Origin of the sequence: Amphritea atlantica, from assembly GCF_024347255.1 — a bacterium.
In the GTDB taxonomy this organism is placed as follows: domain Bacteria; phylum Pseudomonadota; class Gammaproteobacteria; order Pseudomonadales; family Balneatricaceae; genus Amphritea; species Amphritea atlantica.
The window spans coordinates 228,444-246,528 of sequence record NZ_AP025284.1 but is presented as its reverse complement, the minus strand read 5'-3'; the positions used below and the strand labels follow the sequence as shown (position 1 = coordinate 246,528).

The 18,085-nt window shown below is 49.6% G+C and carries 12 protein-coding genes, 3 tRNA genes and 1 other RNA gene; 4 read left to right on the top strand and 12 right to left on the bottom strand.

Annotated elements, in window-relative coordinates:
- Nucleotides 1-18: 18 nt before the first annotated feature.
- Nucleotides 19-1,335 (top strand): hypothetical protein, encoded by a 1,317-nt coding sequence (locus OCU43_RS01205; RefSeq protein ID WP_091354748.1) that lies wholly within the window; start codon nucleotides 19-21, stop codon nucleotides 1,333-1,335.
- Nucleotides 1,336-1,369: 34 nt separating this feature from the next.
- Here OCU43_RS01205 and OCU43_RS01200 read toward each other — a convergent pair.
- From OCU43_RS01200 to OCU43_RS01185, 4 genes are all read right to left on the bottom strand, one after another.
- Nucleotides 1,370-1,445, bottom strand: a tRNA-Thr gene (locus tag OCU43_RS01200).
- A gap of 1 nt (nucleotide 1,446) precedes the next feature.
- Nucleotides 1,447-1,571: non-coding RNA, RtT sRNA (locus OCU43_RS01195), on the bottom strand.
- 332 nt (nucleotides 1,572-1,903) lie between these two features.
- Nucleotides 1,904-2,920, bottom strand: a complete 1,017-nt coding sequence (locus tag OCU43_RS01190) for a helix-turn-helix domain-containing protein (protein WP_091354745.1) — start codon at nucleotides 2,918-2,920, stop codon at nucleotides 1,904-1,906.
- 91 nt (nucleotides 2,921-3,011) lie between these two features.
- A complete protein-coding gene (locus OCU43_RS01185; protein ID WP_091354742.1) occupies nucleotides 3,012-3,887 on the bottom strand; it encodes a competence protein CoiA family protein in 876 nt (291 codons plus the stop codon).
- Between the two features lie 105 nt (nucleotides 3,888-3,992).
- On the opposite strand from OCU43_RS01185, the gene OCU43_RS01180 reads away from it, so the two are divergent.
- Nucleotides 3,993-5,018 carry a hypothetical protein gene (locus OCU43_RS01180; RefSeq protein WP_091354739.1) on the top strand — a complete coding sequence of 342 codons (1,026 nt, stop codon included), beginning with the start codon at nucleotides 3,993-3,995 and terminating at the stop codon, nucleotides 5,016-5,018.
- 153 nt (nucleotides 5,019-5,171) lie between these two features.
- Here the strand turns inward: OCU43_RS01180 and OCU43_RS01175 are convergent, their stop codons facing one another.
- The 5 genes from OCU43_RS01175 to OCU43_RS01155 all read right to left on the bottom strand — a co-directional run bounded on the left by OCU43_RS01175 (nucleotide 5,172) and on the right by OCU43_RS01155 (nucleotide 9,729).
- On the bottom strand, nucleotides 5,172-6,380 hold the full coding sequence (locus OCU43_RS01175; RefSeq protein ID WP_091354736.1) for an IS256 family transposase: 1,209 nt from the start codon (nucleotides 6,378-6,380) through the stop codon (nucleotides 5,172-5,174).
- 78 nt (nucleotides 6,381-6,458) lie between these two features.
- Nucleotides 6,459-7,022 (bottom strand): hypothetical protein, encoded by a 564-nt coding sequence (locus OCU43_RS01170; RefSeq protein ID WP_091354734.1) that lies wholly within the window; start codon nucleotides 7,020-7,022, stop codon nucleotides 6,459-6,461.
- Nucleotides 7,023-7,232: 210 nt separating this feature from the next.
- Nucleotides 7,233-7,308: transfer RNA gene (locus tag OCU43_RS01165), tRNA-Thr, on the bottom strand.
- Nucleotides 7,309-7,408: 100 nt separating this feature from the next.
- Nucleotides 7,409-7,485 (bottom strand) — tRNA-Arg (locus OCU43_RS01160).
- A 132-nt stretch (nucleotides 7,486-7,617) separates the two neighbouring features.
- Nucleotides 7,618-9,729 carry an EAL domain-containing protein gene (locus OCU43_RS01155; RefSeq protein ID WP_091354732.1) on the bottom strand — a complete coding sequence of 704 codons (2,112 nt, stop codon included), beginning with the start codon at nucleotides 9,727-9,729 and terminating at the stop codon, nucleotides 7,618-7,620.
- 410 nt (nucleotides 9,730-10,139) lie between these two features.
- Here OCU43_RS01155 and OCU43_RS01150 point away from each other — a divergent pair, with 410 nt between their 5' ends.
- The gene (locus OCU43_RS01150; protein ID WP_091354729.1) at nucleotides 10,140-10,562 is read left to right on the top strand and encodes a c-type cytochrome; all 423 of its coding nucleotides are present in this window, start codon (nucleotides 10,140-10,142) and stop codon (nucleotides 10,560-10,562) included.
- A gap of 56 nt (nucleotides 10,563-10,618) precedes the next feature.
- On the opposite strand, the gene rep is transcribed toward OCU43_RS01150, so the two are convergent.
- Complete coding sequence (rep, locus tag OCU43_RS01145; RefSeq protein ID WP_091354728.1) at nucleotides 10,619-12,634, bottom strand: DNA helicase Rep; 2,016 nt, start codon at nucleotides 12,632-12,634, stop codon at nucleotides 10,619-10,621.
- A 262-nt stretch (nucleotides 12,635-12,896) separates the two neighbouring features.
- Between rep and OCU43_RS01140 the strand changes: the two genes are divergently transcribed.
- Nucleotides 12,897-14,636, top strand: coding sequence for a putative bifunctional diguanylate cyclase/phosphodiesterase (locus tag OCU43_RS01140; RefSeq protein ID WP_091354725.1), 1,740 nt, complete (start codon nucleotides 12,897-12,899; stop codon nucleotides 14,634-14,636).
- Here the strand turns inward: OCU43_RS01140 and OCU43_RS01135 are convergent.
- Nucleotides 14,608-16,107 (bottom strand): YifB family Mg chelatase-like AAA ATPase, encoded by a 1,500-nt coding sequence (locus OCU43_RS01135; protein ID WP_091354724.1) that lies wholly within the window; start codon nucleotides 16,105-16,107, stop codon nucleotides 14,608-14,610. The genes OCU43_RS01140 and OCU43_RS01135 overlap by 29 nt on opposite strands.
- Nucleotides 16,108-16,161: 54 nt before the next feature.
- Entirely contained in the window at nucleotides 16,162-18,078 is a 1,917-nt protein-coding gene (locus OCU43_RS01130) for an EAL domain-containing protein (RefSeq protein WP_091354722.1), read from the bottom strand.
- Nucleotides 18,079-18,085: the final 7 nt, after the last annotated feature.

Genomic DNA, 18,085 nt, shown 5'->3' with positions numbered 1-18,085 from the left:
CCACTGTACGGATTTATTATGGATCAAAAAACCATCTCCACTCTGCCACTATCAACCAGGGTGACAGGCTGGACACTGCTGCTGATGCTGCTGCTTTCACTGATCACAGCACTGACCCACGCCGTGCCTGACTATGTTGCCGGCGCGCCGGTATGGCTGGCAGCGGCGCTGCTGATTCGCCGCCAACGGCCTAACCAGCTGATCCAGAGCGCAGTACTGTTGATTGCCGGTGCCACAGGCCTTGCTATCGGTGTTTATCAGGGGGTCGACCACCGCTATCTGCTGAAAGCACTGGCCGCTAACCAACTGGTCATCGCCATGCTGATCGGCGTCAGCTTTCTGCGGATTGTCGCAATCCGGGGAATTGAAAATGATGATCGCCTGCCCGCCGGACGCAAACCGTTGCTTCGTACCCTGTTCGGCACCCACCTGATCGCCGCGGTGATCAACATCTCATCGGTCATGATTGTCGGCGACCGGCTGACTGCCCGGCGCCCGCTGAGCCCTTTGCAGGGGCTAACCCTGTTACGCGCATTCAGTATCTGCGCCTGCTGGTCCCCCTTCTTTGCTGCCATGGGGGTGGTGCTTATCAGCGCACCCGGGGCGCAGCTGAGTACACTGATCATCTATGGATTACCCACCGCACTAACGGCGTTGCTGTTCAGTGCCTGGCAGATAGCCCGCCACCCGGATGCAGTAGAGACTCAGGGATACCCGATGCATTTTGCCGCCCTGTGGATGCCGCTATTACTGGCAATTCTGGTGCTGATTGCGCACCTCTACCTGCCGCAACTGTCGGTAATAACACTGGTCACCCTGATCTCAATACTGTTTACCCTCATCTACCTGCTGCTGCGACAACCTAAAGACTGTGCCAGACTGCTGACAACCCATATCCAGGAAGGTCTGCCAAAGATGGGCAGTGAAGTGACTCTGTTTCTTGCTGCAGCGGTACTTGCATCGGGTGTCGCAGCACTGCTGGAGTCACTGCAGATCAGACTGGCGCCCGAGCATTTTAGCGCTCCGGAAGCCTCCCTGACACTGATCGCGCTGGTCGGTTTAGCACTGATCGGCATGCACCCGGTCACCTCTGCGGTATTAGCTGGCAGCATACTGATGCCCGCCGTCAGTGACCCCAACCTGCTGGGCATCACACTGCTGTTGAGCTGGTCGATCGGGGTCGGACTGTCACCGTTTTCCGGTGTTCAACTCAGTCTGCAATCACGTTATGGCATCTCTGCGATAGCATTGATGAAGCTTAACCGTATCTATGGTCCGGTCATGCTGGCAACAGGGTTTGCGGTGCTATGGACCTATTCAGCAATCAGTGGATAAAGTGGCGCTATTTTAGGGAGGAGGTAAGGAGAAATGGTGCCGGCACCAAGAGTCGAACTCGGGACCTACTGATTACAAGTCAGTTGCTCTACCAACTGAGCTATACCGGCACTGTGATAAGCGGGATTACCTGGCTTCGCCTTGCCCTTCGGGCCGTCGCTACGCTCCGTTGTCTCGCTTCGCTCGGCTCGAACCCCCGACCAACAGGATCGGAAACCGGGCATAGAAGACCCTCAAAAGCCGTCAGAACAACGATCTTCAAACCTCAATTGTTCGACGATTACACCAAAAACGGGAGGATTCGCGGCCACAGCGCTTTATGCAACGGCACTGTGACCGAAGTGTGCCTATATTTTTAATTCAAAAAACGCTTAACTACTTTTTTTAGGTTCTGATAGCTTTCGTCTGAACTTGGAGTAAGCGAAAGGGTAATTACTTCTCCTGATGGCGACCGAAGCATCCCATGTTTTTTCCTTCTAGAGTACGACCATCCGTTACCAACTAAACTTTTAACTAATTTACTCACATCCTTATTGCTTGAGTAATACATAATAAACTCCTCCCTAAGTTATGTGTTCAATTCTTTTCCCCACTCTACGACTCTTGAATTTTCAATGTCGGATCCTCTATCTGACTTAACCCCATCTGTAAGCTCATTCACAAATCGATTTTTCGAACTCTTTCTCCATATTGAATGGACATCAGAATCATCAGAAATAATTTGACGGATCACATGAACCCTGATCGGCCCAACTACCCCTTCAAAAGTAGGTAGTCTTGGTCTTACTTTGGGCCAGGCCTCAACACATAATCCTGCATGATTTTTTCCAGCCGAGAAATCTACATACCTAGTAGTATCGTTCAGTTCCTTTGGCGAAAATTTCTGCAAAAGAGCTGCTAACTTGTTCTGCACTTCAGAAAGTGTTTTGAAAGTACGAAAAGCTTCCTCACGTACTTGCTGATTAGTAACATCCCATGAATAAACTGTTACTTGATAGACTCCTTTATCTGTAAAGCGCCGGGCTCCATTTACGAAGACATCATCAGCTTCTTCTCTAGCCATTCCAAAAAGCTCTTCCTCCATCAGCTCACTTTCGAACTCACTTTCCGGAGTCCAACACAACCCCATGTCTTGATTGAACCAAACACGACGAAATTCAAATTCCCAATCAAACCCTGCATCCTCACAGGACGAAGTAAGGCGGTAGTGACCTTTGCTAATTTGAATGTTGATAATCACTTTCTCTTCTGAATAAAAGTACCTTCTGTAATCAGCCCAAGAGTTTTTAAGCTTTTCGAGCAAATTATGAGCATATGAGAAAATCAAATGCTCACCAGTAACAGGGTCTTTAGCCCAATACTCCGCTTTGCAGTGAATGTTTCCTTCCATTAATTCATTCACAGACAACCCAAAGTATTGGGCTAGTTTCGTAGCTGTCTCAGAGCTTGTATTGCCTGAAGCCTCAATTTTTTGAACACCTCTATCTGAGATCCCAATGGCTGTAGCCAAAGCCACTTGAGACACTTTTTCCTTTTTCCGCAGATGCTTTATGACTCTTGGATTAATCTTCAGCGAATCCGGCATGCCTATCTCCTTACCTATATTGATGTGAGGATCATTATATGCTTCCTCTAGTTCGTGTAAATGCGAACAACACGAACTATGATATCCATATCTAAACTAGCAAATCACTAACCACAGGCTTCAACTTACCTTTAATCAAAGACATATCGAATACCAATTCCACATCAATCGGGAATCGCAAATTTTCCAGTTTTGACAATAATTGTTCATCCATTTTCATTGGCACCGATGTAAGTTCATAACCACCCATACCCTGAATTTGATAATTTGGACTGGAACGTCCTTCCTGTTTCACCAGTATGTAGAGAGCGGCAAACTCGAAATTACTTTGGTTCTTCTGTGAATAACCATTTACAGCTTTGTACCCACAAACCAGATTCTTATTGCTCATATCACTCTCCCGATCCATCTTTAAATTTTTGTACAGTTCTTCTGCCCAAGCTCGTGGCGCATCATCAAGCACAGCTTGTCTTATTTTTTCCTTTGTTAAGTTGCCCGATTTCAATAAGCCCGACAGGTCTACCTCAATCAGCTTTGCTTTGTTGGAAATAACCTTCTTCAGTTTCTCCTCATCAACGGCGTGAGTAACTTTTATCTCAATATCAATGTCCTCACCTACATCAAACAATACAGCCCCAATATCAGCTACATACCCAAATCTCCGGCGCTCAACTTCTACAGCAGTAACCAACCTTCTTTCTTCTTCATCCGGTAGGCGTATACATTGCTCTTCTAAGAGCACCTGCTTACCCAGCAGATGCAAAGCGCTTTCGACCCCTTTGCCACAATTCTCTATTTGATAGTGTGCAAAGTGGTGCTGATTAACGTCTCCTTTTCTAGCAATCAACTTTCCTCCACAGTGCGGACAATAACAGCCGCAATCCAACCCTCTATCAACTTCATCAATGAAGACTAACTCGCCACCTTTAAGACCATAACTAAGATCAAATTCATCGCTTTTACACATTTTTAATTCCTTCGCTTGGATTAAGTTTGCGAGTTCATTAAAAACAATAGCGTGATAGACTTTCAGTCCTTAAACAGGGACAGAACAGTTATTGGGTTGTTTTTTATGGATACAAATCAATCAGATAAAGAGATAGCTCTAGGACTAGAATTTCTTGATAATTATTCTGGAAAGGGCAGTGGAACTAACGCATACAGAGTCCTAAAGCAGATATTTGAGTTTGCCAGCTCTGAAAGTGCACCCAAAGATGATAGTGGATCAGTCATTTTCTCTTGGCGAGACTTACAAACCGAAGAGGATGTAAGTGATGATGGCAAACGCCTCAAGAAATATCTTAAGGATGCGATTGAAAAGTGGCCGTTACATTACGAAAGGCTAAATCAGGATGCTGTTGATAGAAGCTTGAAGTATTTCCCAATCATTGAGCGAGGTGAAATGGGAGGAGGTGCCGGTAATGTCACGAAGTATCTAATAAAACCTCATCCGGTGACTGAGAGCACCGCTGTAGATAAAACTACCCTGCCCAGAGGATTTATAAGCTATACCTCCGAAACGAGTGAGACGACTAATCCATTCATTCGATTTGTCGATGGCATGATAGCTAAAGGCTTTAAGCTATACATGATTCTAGGAACAGTAATGTTAGCAATTATCTTGGCCATATTAACACTTATGGTTGGGCTATATTTGATACGTGTTCAAACAACAACTTTCGGCATATTGAGCTCAGCTATCGATATTGCAATCATAGTAGGAGCACTATATTCACTTTTTTCACCTATGTACTTCGCAGTCATGAATCGAATTATTATTGCACCGGTTTACCTATCCCCAAGCAGGAATTACTCAACACAGCTGGAGTACATTCGCACCAGAGAAAAGCATAAAAATGGCAAGCCTGTCAGACAGTTCCGAATAGTCTCTTATGTAGGCGAATGCCTAATCTGTAAAAGCAAAGTTGATGTTGAAAAAGGTAGAGGTAGTTTGTCTGGTAGGCTCATAGGTAGATGTGCAGATAGCCCTACAGAACATATTTATACTTTTGATCATCAGACCAAGCTAGGCAAGCTAATTCACAGCGAATATTTAGACTTAATCGATCAGAAAAAAATCACAAAGCCCCTCTCTTAATAGAAGGGTGCATTTTGCGAAAACACACATGACGACCCTGTAAATGATTCTATGTAACTGCCTGAGTTTAAATGTAATCCTTTAAGCGGTCTTCAAATTCAATCATAAAACGGTTAGTGGACCCTGTAAATGATTCTGTGTAACTGCCTGGGTTTAAATGTAATCCTTTAAGCGGTCTTCAAATTCAATCATAAAACGGTTTAGTGCTGCCTTCCAGTTTCTAATGGGCATTGTCCATTTTTGGGAGGCATCCTGAATCGCCAGATAGATCACCTTTCGTGCTGAGTCATCCGTTGGAAACAGTTTCCTCTTCTTGATCGCCTTACGAATAACGCTGTTGAGAGACTCGATCGCGTTGGTCGTATAGATTGCCTTACGTATGTCCTGAGGGTAATTGAACAATGTATTCAGATTCTCCCAATGAGAGTGCCATGAACGGCTGATCTGCGGGTATTTATCGTCCCAGCGATCAGAGAACTGCTCCAGCGCTTTCAGGGCTTCCTCTTCCGTGACTGACTGATAGATTTGCTTGAGATCAGCCGTGACGGCTTTGTAGTCCTTCCACGGGACGTACTTGACCGAATTGCGAACCATATGGACGATACAGAGCTGGATCTGTGTGTTGGGGAAAGCTGTATTAATCGCATCGGGAAAGCCTTTCAGACCATCGACACAGGCGATCAGGATGTCTTTGATCCCACGGTTTTGAAGCTCCGTGAGCACGTTCAGCCAGAACTTAGCACCCTCATTCTCAGAAAGCCAAAGGCCCAGTAATTCTTTGTGGCCCTCCAGATTAACCCCCAGAGCAAGATAAACCGCCTTGTTGATGACCTGCTTGTCCTGACGAATTTTGATGACGATGCAGTCCAGGTAGACAATGGGATACACCTCATCCAGAGGCCGCGACTGCCATTCAATCACCTGTTCCAGCACAGCGTCCGTGACCTTGGATATGAGGCTGGCAGAGACATCCGCATCGTACATTTCCTTGAAGGTGGCGACGATCTCGCGGGTAGTCATGCCCTTGGCGTACAGGCTTAGAATTTTGTCGTCCATCGACGTGAAGCGAGTCTGTTGCTTTCTGACTAGCTTCGGTTGAAAGCTGCCATCCCGATCCCGCGGAGCATCAATCTCGAACTGTCCGTCTTCGGTACGTAAGGTCTTGCTGGAGTATCCATTACAGCTGTTGTCTGAGGGGCTTTTACCATGCCTGTCATAACCCAGATGTTCATCCAGTTCGGCATTGAGGGCCGTTTCAACGGTGACTTTGGTTAGCATCCGCCGAAAATCATTGAGATCACTTTCGGTTTTAATGCTTTTGGCCGCTTCGCGAGCGAAGGCTTCGAGTTGTTTCTTATCCATGTTGCCTATCCTTAGCCATTACTGGCTCTATGATAGGCAGTTACACAATTCTATGTACAGGGTCACGATGAGGAGAAATCAGAGCATTAAAGACAAGTAAGCAGCGACTGCAGCCTGAGTAATTCCGATACCAACCCAGAGTAAGCCAGTAAGAGTCATGCCGGAACCATGAAGATTAATTTTTTCAGATCTGCGATGAAGCTCCCCTACTTTAGAAAGAACATCTTTTTGTATCTTTTTATCAATCCTTTTGTGGGTCTCCATTAAGTAACGCATTGTAAAGCGGTCATTATTAATGCTATCAACTATTTTTTCTATGTTCCTTTCCAGTCTTTCAACTCGATCTTCACACTCTTCTAGCTTTATAGGACTTAAATCTAATACCGTCTGTTCAACTGTAAACAATTTGCCAGATCCCGACTTCATAGCTGGCATCTTAAAACTGAAAAATCTTACGATGAGTTCATATGGACTATTTACTTCATATGCCTTCCATATACTCAACAACCCCCCGATAGTTGTCATTAGACCTGAAATCTGAAGAATATAACCACTGACATTCAATACTAATACAGTGTCTTTAAGGAACGCAGCAGGCACGAAGTAAGCCGCCATTACCCACATTACAAATAAGATGAACATCTTATTTCTTCGATACCACCACCTTAGAACTCTCACAGTAATCTCCTGACCAATTAAACATCAACATCCTGTTAGGTAACTTATTCAAGCTTAATAGGCAGCGTAAAACAATAGGTTTGAAGAGAGACTCGAACGAAAACACAACACTCTATGAGGCAATCCTCCGGAGACGGTATAAAGCAATTTTGGATGTTGTAAGAAGGGAAGAAATGGTGCCGGCACCAAGAGTCGAACTCGGGACCTACTGATTACAAGTCAGTTGCTCTACCAACTGAGCTATACCGGCACTGTGATAAGCGGGATTACCTGGCTTCGCCTTGCCCTCCAGGCAAATGCCCGAAACGGAGTCTTGTGCGAATTTATAGCAAGTAGAACTCGCAATATAGTGGCGCGCCTGGAGGGATTCGAACCCCCGACCAACAGGATCGGAACCTGCTACTCTATCCAGCTGAGCTACAGGCGCGCAGTTCATCAGTGATGATGAGGGCGGTATATTACCGATCTAACAGAGTACTGTCTATTGCTAAAGTGAATTTTTCAGCGATTCCGTTATGGCAGCATTTCCGTAGAGGAGTAACCTGATTATAGTCACTATTCATTTGCTAAACTGATGTTTCTTGAAAGGGATTATCTGCGCTTCCCGCAGTTGCTCTTTGCCTGCCGATGGTATCAGGCTACCCATACGTTTTGCTTTCATTGCCCGACTGAAATAATACCCCTGAAACAACTGACAGCCCCAATGCTCGAGGAAATCCAGCTCCTCCTGCTTTTCAACCCCTTCAGCCACCACATCGATGCCCAGGGTGCGGGCCATCGCTATAATCGTTGACACTATCGCAGCATCATTGCTGTCGGTGGTGATGTCCTGGACAAAGGACTGATCAATTTTCAGGGTGTTCAGGGGCAGTTGCTTCAGATACTGTAATGAAGAATACCCGGTACCAAAATCATCCAGCGCAAAACGGATCCCCAGCTTGGCAAGCCGTTGCATTTTTACGCGCACGGCTTCAATATTGTTTAACAGCACCCCCTCGGTCAGCTCAAACACCAGATATTCAGCCCTGACACCACTGTTAAGAATAATTTCCTGAACTTTCTCAACAAAATCATTCTGTTCAAACTCACGTGGACTGATATTGACCGATACCACCAGTTTCTTACCCTGCTTTTCCCAGGTGGCCATCTGCTGACAGACCTCAGTCAGGACCCATTGGCCTAAGCAACAGATCAGATCGGTCATTTCGGCGATAGGAATAAATGAAGCGGGATTAACCAGCCCCTTTTCGCCATCAGACCAGCGCACTAATGCTTCTGCCCCGACAATCTTGCCATTCCCCCGGACCAGAGGCTGATAACAGATATACAGCAGGTCATTTTCGATCGCTTGCCGCAGACTTTCCTCTATCTGCTGCCGGTGATCGGCGTTGTGCTGCATCTGTTCGAGGAAAAACTGAACCCGGTTGCGCCCCTCTTCCTTGGCCCGGTACATCGCCAGATCTGCCTGCATAATCAGGTTTTCAAACTCATCATTCTGGCCATCGAACAGAGCGATACCGATACTCGGTGTCACATGCAGTGCGCGACCATCAATCTGATGCACCGAAGAGATAGCCTGACGCACTTTTTCAGCCACACTCAGCGCGTTGTGGCTGGCGGTAGACTCACTGGTTCCCAGTTCTGGCAGTAAAACAACAAACTCATCGCCGCCTAGCCGGGCAGGGGTATCAGCCTCTCTGACCGCTTTACGTATACGGGATGAAACACTGTTGAGCACTGCGTCGCCCACACTATGTCCCAGCGAGTCATTGATGGTTTTAAAGTGATCCAGATCCATGTATAGCAGCGCGCCGATCTGCTCGGAACGCTTCGCCCGTAGCACTTCCTGCTCCATGCTCTGCATCAGCAACCGCCGGTTTGCCAGCCCCGTGAGCGGGTCAAAGTAGACATGCTGTTCAATCGCAGCCTGATGAGATTTCAGCTCTTTGGCATTGCGGTTAATCTGCCCCAGCATACGGTTAAAGCCACTGATCAGGGCATGAAGCTCCCCTGGCTTATCATCTTCGGGGATCTTCAGGGCGAAGTTCTGATGCACGGTCACCTGCTCCATTGCATCAATTATTTTATCCACAGGTTCAGAAATCCCCCGCTGGATTCGCTTCGACAACAGATACACGCCGAGCAGAGAGAAGCAGTACAGAGCCGTACCAAACAACAGATAGATCAGTAACTGCCGCTTAACAGCATCCAGGCTATATTGCAGATATAGCTGCCCCACCAGTTTGTCTTTCACTCTCAACGGAACGCTGTAATCAAGCAGTTCGAAGCCGATTTTATAGGACGCCTCGAGCTGAGCCCGAAGTTCATGCGAGGGGGTAGGCAGAGACTGGGCCAGTCCCGGCTTGGTCAGTTTAACCAGCTCTGAACCATCATTGCGATACACATAGATACCCAGCAGATTGGGTTCTGAGAAATAACTTTCCAATAGCAGGGTCGCCAGCATCGGCGATTCGGTCAGCACCACCTGGGCAAGCTGAGGGGAGGTCAGCCCGGAAAAAACGTGGGCTCTGTCGATCAACTGGGCGCGATGGTTATAAAACTCAACGCTCATTACCACCAGCCCGGTAATCAGCAACACCACCGCGACTGAAGTGACAAATAAACGGTGCAGCCTGCCGGTAACGGACAATATCGGACGTGGGGTCATCATAATAACCCAGCAAACCGGCAGCTTCGATAGCGATCAAAGCATAATAAAGAGGCACCAGTTACCATAATAAGTCCTTTTACGGTATCGTAAGTCATGCGACAACTGACTGGCTTGCAGTCCTGCGAAGTTAAAGTTGGAATTTATTGTGCAACAACATAGCGCCAACGTCGCCATGAGGCAACAACAAAAGCACTTTCACTACCCAAAATGATAGCCAAACCGGGCATCTTTGACCCTTTTCAGCGGTTCGTTACTAATTAATTAGTCCCGATCATGACCTCAACCATTTTCGTTGTGTCTATTTACCGCTATAATCCCGGCCGAATTATTATTTCTAAACGCTGTAACAGGCCCATTGAGGGCACCCGACAGCTACCTTTTTTAAAATTAGCGATGATGAGGTCGTGACTGTGAGTAAATTTGCTGCCAAAGCTATTTCTGCCCTGTTTGCTGTAGCACTGGGTTTTCTGGCCACCTCGGCTATAGCCAACACTGATAACGATGCGATAGCAGAACGTATTGCCAAAGTGGGTTCTGTCTGTGTAGAAGGTGATGACTGTGGTGGTGCCGCTGCACCTGCAGCTGCCGCCGGTGCCCGCTCCGGATCTGAAGTGTACACTGCCAGCTGTTCTGCATGCCACGCGTCTGGCGTACTGAATGCGCCTAAGTTTGGTACCAGCGACTGGGCTGACCGTGGTGCTAAAGGCATGGAAACACTGCTGCACAGTGCTCTGAATGGTTTCAACGCTATGCCCCCACGCGGCACCTGCGGCACCTGTTCTGACGAAGAGATCAAAGCGGCTGTTCAGTATATGGTAGACAGTGCCAAATAAACTGAACACCCCATGTTTAATCTGAAAAAGGCCGCTGATGCGGCCTTTTTTATTACTTAAAGATCATCCAATAATCCCCGCAACCCACTCAGGGTCGCATTGCCCCGCGCTTTATTGGTGACTTCGCACACCTCGCCCCGGCCTTCATAAACCAGATCATCCTCGGGCAGCTCATCAAGAAAACGACTGGGCTGACAATCGATCAGTTCACCAAACTGTTTTCGCTTTCGCGCCAGCGTCATTGTCAGCGTCTGCTTTGCCCGGGTGATACCCACATACGCCAGTCGCCGTTCCTCTTCGATATCGCCATTTTCGATGCTGTTGCGGTGAGGGAGAATCTCTTCCTCCATCCCCATCAGATAAACATGGTTAAACTCCAGCCCCTTGGAGGCGTGCAGCGTCATCAGCTGCACCCGGTCAGAATCATCTTCCTCTTCCTGACGCTCCATAATATCCATCAGCACCAGTCGGGCGATCGCCTCCCGAATACCCGCCTCAGGATCATCCTCCTGCAAACGCTCCAGGGTATTGCGGAGCGAATCAACCAGAATCCAGACGTTTTGCATGCGCCGTTCAGCAACCGCTTCACTGGAACTGTTCTGAGCGATCCAGCCCGCAAAATCGATATCCTCTATCATCTTGCGAATCGCATCGATAGGATCCCCCCGTTCACACTGCTGATAGATCCCTTCGAGCCAGTTCTTAAAGCGCTGCAACCGCTCCACCTGGGCGGGTTTTAATACCTGCTCCAGACCCAGCTCACTGCAGGCATTGAACAGACTGCAGTGTCGTTCAGAGGCGTATTCACCCAAGCCCTGCAATGTGGTATGACCGATCTCCCGGCGGGGTAGATTGATAATTCTCAGAAATGCGTTATCGTCATCCGGGTTCACCAACACCTTCATGTAAGACATGATATCCTTAATCTCTGCGCGGGCGAAGAATGAGGTGCCACCACTGAGTTTATAGGGTACCTGATAGCTCTGTAGTTTCAGCTCCAGCAAACGGGCCTGATGATTACCGCGATAGAGAATCGCGAAATCCTTGAACTGATAGCGCTTACGCAGATGCAGATCCAGAATCTCTGTGGCGATCCGTTCACATTCAGCATCTTCATTGCGGGTAAAGACCACCCGGATCGGATCGCCAAACCCCATATCACTCCACAGGGTTTTGTCGAACACGTGGGGGTTATTCGAGATCACCGTGTTTGCTGCTTTAAGAATACGTCCGGTGGAACGGTAATTCTGCTCAAGCTTGACCACTTTCAGTGAAGGAAAATCGTGCTGTAACTGCACCAGGTTTTCTGGCCGGGCGCCACGCCACGAGTAGATAGACTGATCATCATCACCCACCACCGTCAGCATCCCCCGTGTACCCACCAGCATCTTAACCAGCAGATACTGGGTAATGTTGGTATCCTGATACTCATCCACTAACAGATAACGAATCTTCTGCTGCCAGCGCTCCAGAATCGCTCCGTGATTCATGAACAACTGCACCGGTAGCAGAATCAGATCATCAAAGTCCACCGCATTATAGGCTTTCAGGCTCTTCTGATAGGCCTCATACGCCCTCGCCGCCAGCACATCTGCAGGGCCTTCAGCTTTAGCCAGAGCCTGCTCCGGCCCCAGCATATCGTTCTTCCAGTTTGAGATAGTGCTCTGAATAAAGTCCAGTTGATCGGTTTCTTCGTTGTGATGTAACAGCAGGCTTTTCAGTAATGCCTTGCTGTCCTGATCATCAAACAGTGAGAAGCCGGCCTTAAATCCCAGGGTTTTATGCTCTTTGCGTATAATATTCAGCCCCAGGTTGTGAAAGGTTGAAACGGTCAGTCCCCGGGTGGCATTTCCTTTAACCAGAGCATTAACCCGCTCTTTCATCTCCCGCGAGGCCTTATTGGTGAAGGTCACGGCAGCGATGTTATGCGCTTTGATACCGCAGCTTTCGATCAGGTAAGCAATTTTACGGGTGATAACACTGGTCTTACCCGAGCCGGCCCCGGCAAGCACCAGCATTGGCCCACTGATATAATCCACCGCTTCTCGCTGTTTGGGATTAAGTCTCGACATTATAAATAGTTACTCTGACTGCTAAAGTTTTGTTCATATACGGCCGATAGAGTAATGTTAACTTGCCGCAAAAACCCACAAAATCCGCTGTAATTCATTGTTTTAAAACACAAAGTACTCAAACAACTGTTTAATTAGAGAAATTGACGTGCTACTCTTAATGCGCTTACAGGGGGACAATTATCGCATGGAATGAATTGTCTTATCAGTAGTAAACAGCGGGAATAAACATGGTCGTTTACTCTCTAGTAGTAGATTCGATATGTTATCTGTAGCCAGCCGTAATCCAGCGCGTACGGAGTGTCTGATTGTTGATAGTTGCGGCGTTGATACCTCAGCGATCGTGAACCGTCTGCAACAGCAGCAATGCCAGGTACAGCAATGCAGCTTTGATCAGGCCACCGAACGGCTGGAACAGACAGATACCCATCTGATTTTCCTGCACACCTGTTTTACCGATACCAACGCGCTCTCTGAGCTGCACTACCTGCGTCAGCAGTACCCCCATATTCCAGTCATCCTGTTTGATCAGAACCTGACTCCTGAACGTATCGATGAATCGATGCTCTGGCGGGCCAGCGACTATATCTCCACCAATACCCTGACCGATGAAGTATTACAGCGATTGCTGCGCTATAACCTTAAAATCTGCCAGTACTATTCAGAGATTGAGCGCCTGACACAACTGGACCCGCTGACCGGCATGATGAACCGGCAGCAATTTTATCAGGAGTTTTCGGAACGGCTGAGAGCCCTGCGAAAAGGCGGATCGGGAAAACATTTTGCGCTGATCAATGTTGACCTGGATGGCTTCCGACGCTTTAACACAATCAATGGCTATTCCGCCGGTGACGTTGTCGTTAAAGAGATGAGTCAGCGCCTTTCGGAACTGGCGCCGGGGCTGATCTCGCGCCAGGGAAATGACGAGTTTATCCTGCTGCTGGAGACGCCTGACGATGTCAGCCTGGCCCAGCATGTCACACAGCTGTGCATCCAGCTGTTGCACCGTCTGACTGAGCCATACAACTATCATGAGCTGGAAATTATTTTGCCCTGCAGCATCGGCGTTGCACTGGCCCCGGAACACAGTTGCGAAGCGGATACACTGATCCATCAGGCTACGCAGGCGAGGATCAAGGCTAAAGAAACGAGCAGTTGCAGCTATATTATTTTCGACCCGCAAAGCAGTTTCGAACAGGACCCCCATCACAATATAGAACCCGAGCTGATCAACGCTATCCGACGAAACGAGTTCGAACTGTTCTATCAGCCCCGGGTTGATATTCTGTCCGGTAAGATCATCGGTGCTGAAGGCCTGATCCGCTGGCAACACCCGCAACGGGGACTGATCTTTCCGGATATGTTTATCCCTACCGCCGAACGTACCGGGCTGATCGTGCCGATCGGTTACTGGGTGATCCAGCAGGCAGGGGAGGATATGCAACGACTCCTGGCGAGCGGACTGACGATAAAAAGCCTGAGTATCAACCTGTCTTTCAGGCAGTTTCAGGACAGTTATCTCTGCCGGACGATTCAGCGACTGATTGAAAAATACGCTATCGATACCTCGGTACTGGAATTTGAGCTTACCGAATCGGCCCTGTTTAATAACGAGTTGCATGTTCGCGAAGGTATTGAGGAGTTACATAAGCTGGGTATCAACTTTTCACTGGATGACTTTGGTACCGGCTATTCCTCCTTTTCTCTGTTACAAAAACTGCCTATCGGCAGCCTGAAAATTGACCGTTCGTTTGTTTCGGGTGTCAATAACAACCCGGATGACCGGGAGATTGTCAAAGCCCTTATCCGTCTGGCCTACAGTCTCAATAAAGAGATCATTGCTGAGGGGGTTGAGACCCTCCAGCAACTGAACTTCCTTGCCAGCTTTGGTTGCCATCAGGCACAGGGATACCTTTACAGCAAACCGGTACCGTTCGCTGAATTTAAAGATCTGCTGCAAAACGGTTATCAACTCACAGCGGAGAACGCCGCAAACCAATAGCTTCCAGAAGCGCTGCGTTACTGATCTGCGCCTCCCCCTGCAGATCCGCAATGGTTCTTGATACCTTCAATACCCGATGCGTTGCCCGGGCTGACAACCCCATCTTATCCATTGCCTGCATCAGCAAACGTTGCTGCTCTGTGCCCAGTTGGCAATACTGCTCCAGCTCCTTAACGCTGAGCTGATCATTAATACACCCCTGTCGCTGCTGCTGAACAGCCCGGGCACTAACGACCCGCGCTCTGATAGCGCTGCTGCACTCACTGGTTTCAGCCGGCCCCATCAGTTGCTCGGGAGTCAGTCCCGGCACCCAACTCTGCAGGTCGATCCGGTCTAATAACGGTCCCGATATTTTTGCCTGATAGCGCTGCACCTGATCCGGGCTACAGCGACACCGGCCACTCTGATCTCCCCGATAACCACAGGGACAGGGATTCATCGCGGCAACCAGCTGAAACCGGGCAGGAAAGCGGGTTTGCAGGGCGGCACGGGAGATGTTGATCTCCCCCGACTCCAGCGGCTCGCGCATCACCTCCAACACCTGACGGCTGTATTCAGGCAGCTCATCCAGAAACAACACCCCCTGATGGGCCAGGGAGATCTCTCCTGGCCGGGGATTACTACCACCGCCCACCAGCGCCACAGCGGACGCGGTGTGATGCGGGGTGCGAAATGGGCGGACCCCAGCAAACAGGCTTTTCTCCTGTATCCCGGCAATCGAGTAGATCGCCGCAATCTCCAGGCGTTCGTCCTGCTCCAAAGGGGGCAGAATACCGGGTAAGCGGCTGGCCAGCATGCTTTTACCACTGCCCGGCGGCCCGCACAACAACAGGTTATGCCCACCTCCGGCGGCAATTTCCAATGCTCTTTTTGCCTGATACTGGCCGCGCACATCAGACATATCCGCCCCCTGAACCGCTTCAGCCTGCCACCCTGAAGCCAGCGCCGGTGTGATCAGAGAGGCCGCTGCCAGATGGTTGCTGACCTCCAGCAGAGACCCTGCACTAAAAAGATGCAAGCCACTCACCAACCCGGCTTCCTCAACATTTTCCGATGCCAGCCACAAACTCCGGCCAGCATTGCGACAACTCATCGCCACCGGCAAGACGCCCGAAACCGGCCGCAGCTCACCCGATAGCGCCAGCTCCGCCAGAAACTCAAAACCATCTGCACTGTTTTGCGGCAACTGTCCGCTGGCAATCAGAATGCCTATGGCTATCGCCAGGTCGTAACGCCCACCCTCTTTCGGCAGGTCTGCGGGTGCCAGATTGACAGTGATACGCCGGGCCGGGAACTCAAAGCCGCAGTTAAGCAGCGAGCTGCGAACCCGCTCGCGACTCTCCTTTACCCCGGTTTCGGGCATCCCCACAATGGAAAAGCTGGGCAGACCGCCCGACAGATGAACTTCCACCGCTACCGGTGGTGATTGAATACCGAGCTGCGCCCGGGTGTGAACTATTGCCAATGCCATACGAATCCATCCCTGGATATTGGTTTAACAGGCTTGTTATTGCCAAGCCCTGCTTCAGTGTTCCAGATCTAACCGTTCGACCAACTGCTCCAGGGTCAGATCACGTCCAACATATTTACCACTCATGCGCACACAACCCTGCTGTGTTAACCGGGTCATCTGTCCGGTGGTGCGAACCCCCTCCGCCATCACCTCCAGATCATTCTGCCGCGCCATAGAGATCAGTGTCTCGACATCACGGATATAGCGATCATCACGCATCTGCTGCTCCACCAGTCCTGCGTTGAGCAGCAACATATCGGGAAACAGCTGCGGCGATAAACGTCCGAGTGAGTGCTGCTGTGGATCCAGCAGTATCAGTACCCCGTGGGCTTTCAGCTCCTCGATCTCATCGGGAAACAGTTGCAGCTGGACAAAATTTAAAATGATCATCAGCCGCTGGGGCGGTATGCCCACCTTAACCATCTGCCGGATCAGATGCTCGATCACTGCTACAGAAAAAAGCTCCTCATCCTGCAACCTGATACAGAGATTATGAAACTGTTCAAAGCCGCTCCAGAGTTTGATCATTGGCAGCAACTGACGCTCCAGTTGCTGATGATAATCCTGCAGTAAACCATAACGGGATAGCTGAGGGATAAACTGCTCCGGCGACAAGATTCCCTGTTGTGGGTGGTTCAGTGCCAGCGACACCTCAGCCGCGGCGAGATGATGTTCCTGCAAAGAGTAAACCGGATTAAAGCGTAGCTGCAACCAGCCCTCTGACACCGCCTGACTCAGAGTATCCCGACTCAGCACAGTGCCACTCCCCAGTGACTTATCATACAGCCGAAAGCCCTGCTGCTTCTCCAGGGTACGCAGCACCAGCCGGGCCCGGTCCAGCATCAGTTCAGCACTGATACCGCCATTCTCGACCAGCACTCCGCCCATCGTGTGATGAACCACAAAAGGTTGCCCATCAATATCAACGGGTTCCTGCAGCAGCGCGCCAATCCGATCGGCAAACTGCTCCAGAGTCATCTCATCAGGACAATCTTCAAGCACGAAAACAAAGTTATGTTCCTGATCCATTGCCAACAGATCGGTTTCCCGCACCTGGGCGCTGAGCCGGGCAGCCAGTGCGGCGATAAGCGCCCCGCTCCCCTCCCCGGTGCTGTTCAGCTGTAATAATAGCAACCCTCGCCCCCGGTGACCGAGACTGTCTCTCAGCAACTGCTGATTCAGCTGATCGAGCAGCATAAACTCATCCGGCAATCCGGTCAGGGCATCGTAGCTGGCATGACTATAGCGGTTCTGATCGCCATAGGAGCTGCTGATATCGGAAAACTGAGCCACAAAGCCATCGATCTCACCACTGTCATCCCGGCGCGCCATCAGCGAATACCAGGCCGGATAGCTATGGCCATCTTTGTGCTGGTTCCACAACTCCCCCTCCCAGAACCCTCTGAGCATCAGTTGCTGCCACAGATGATCGAACAGTTCGGCAGAGATCTCCCGGTTGGTGACGATTCCCGGCCCCTGCCCTACAACATCTTCAAAAGAGAAACCGGTCACCTCTGAAAAACTGGGGTTTACCCGGTAGATGCGGTTATCCCCATCCAGTAACATAACCGCCTGCGGGGTGTAGTCGAACAACCCCTGTTGCGGGTCCTGGAACAGCATGCGTCCCGCGGCCTGACCGGTTCGCATCGCATTAACCGTATAGAGCAGGGCAACCGGGTTCCAGAAAATTTCCAGCCGTAGCCAGAGATTGTGATCCTCTACAAACGGTTGCCAGGAGAGTGTTGCGGTCCCCTTCGAACGGGCCAGCATCATCCCATGACGCAACTCAAACAGCGCTTCCTCAGAGTGCACCTGAGACAGTGGCACGCCGCTCACATCCCCCTGCCAGCCAATCATGCCCAGATATTCCTGAGTCGCAAACTGATAACTCAGATCAGGCAGAATGCAGGCATACATAGGCAGATGCATAGGGTTT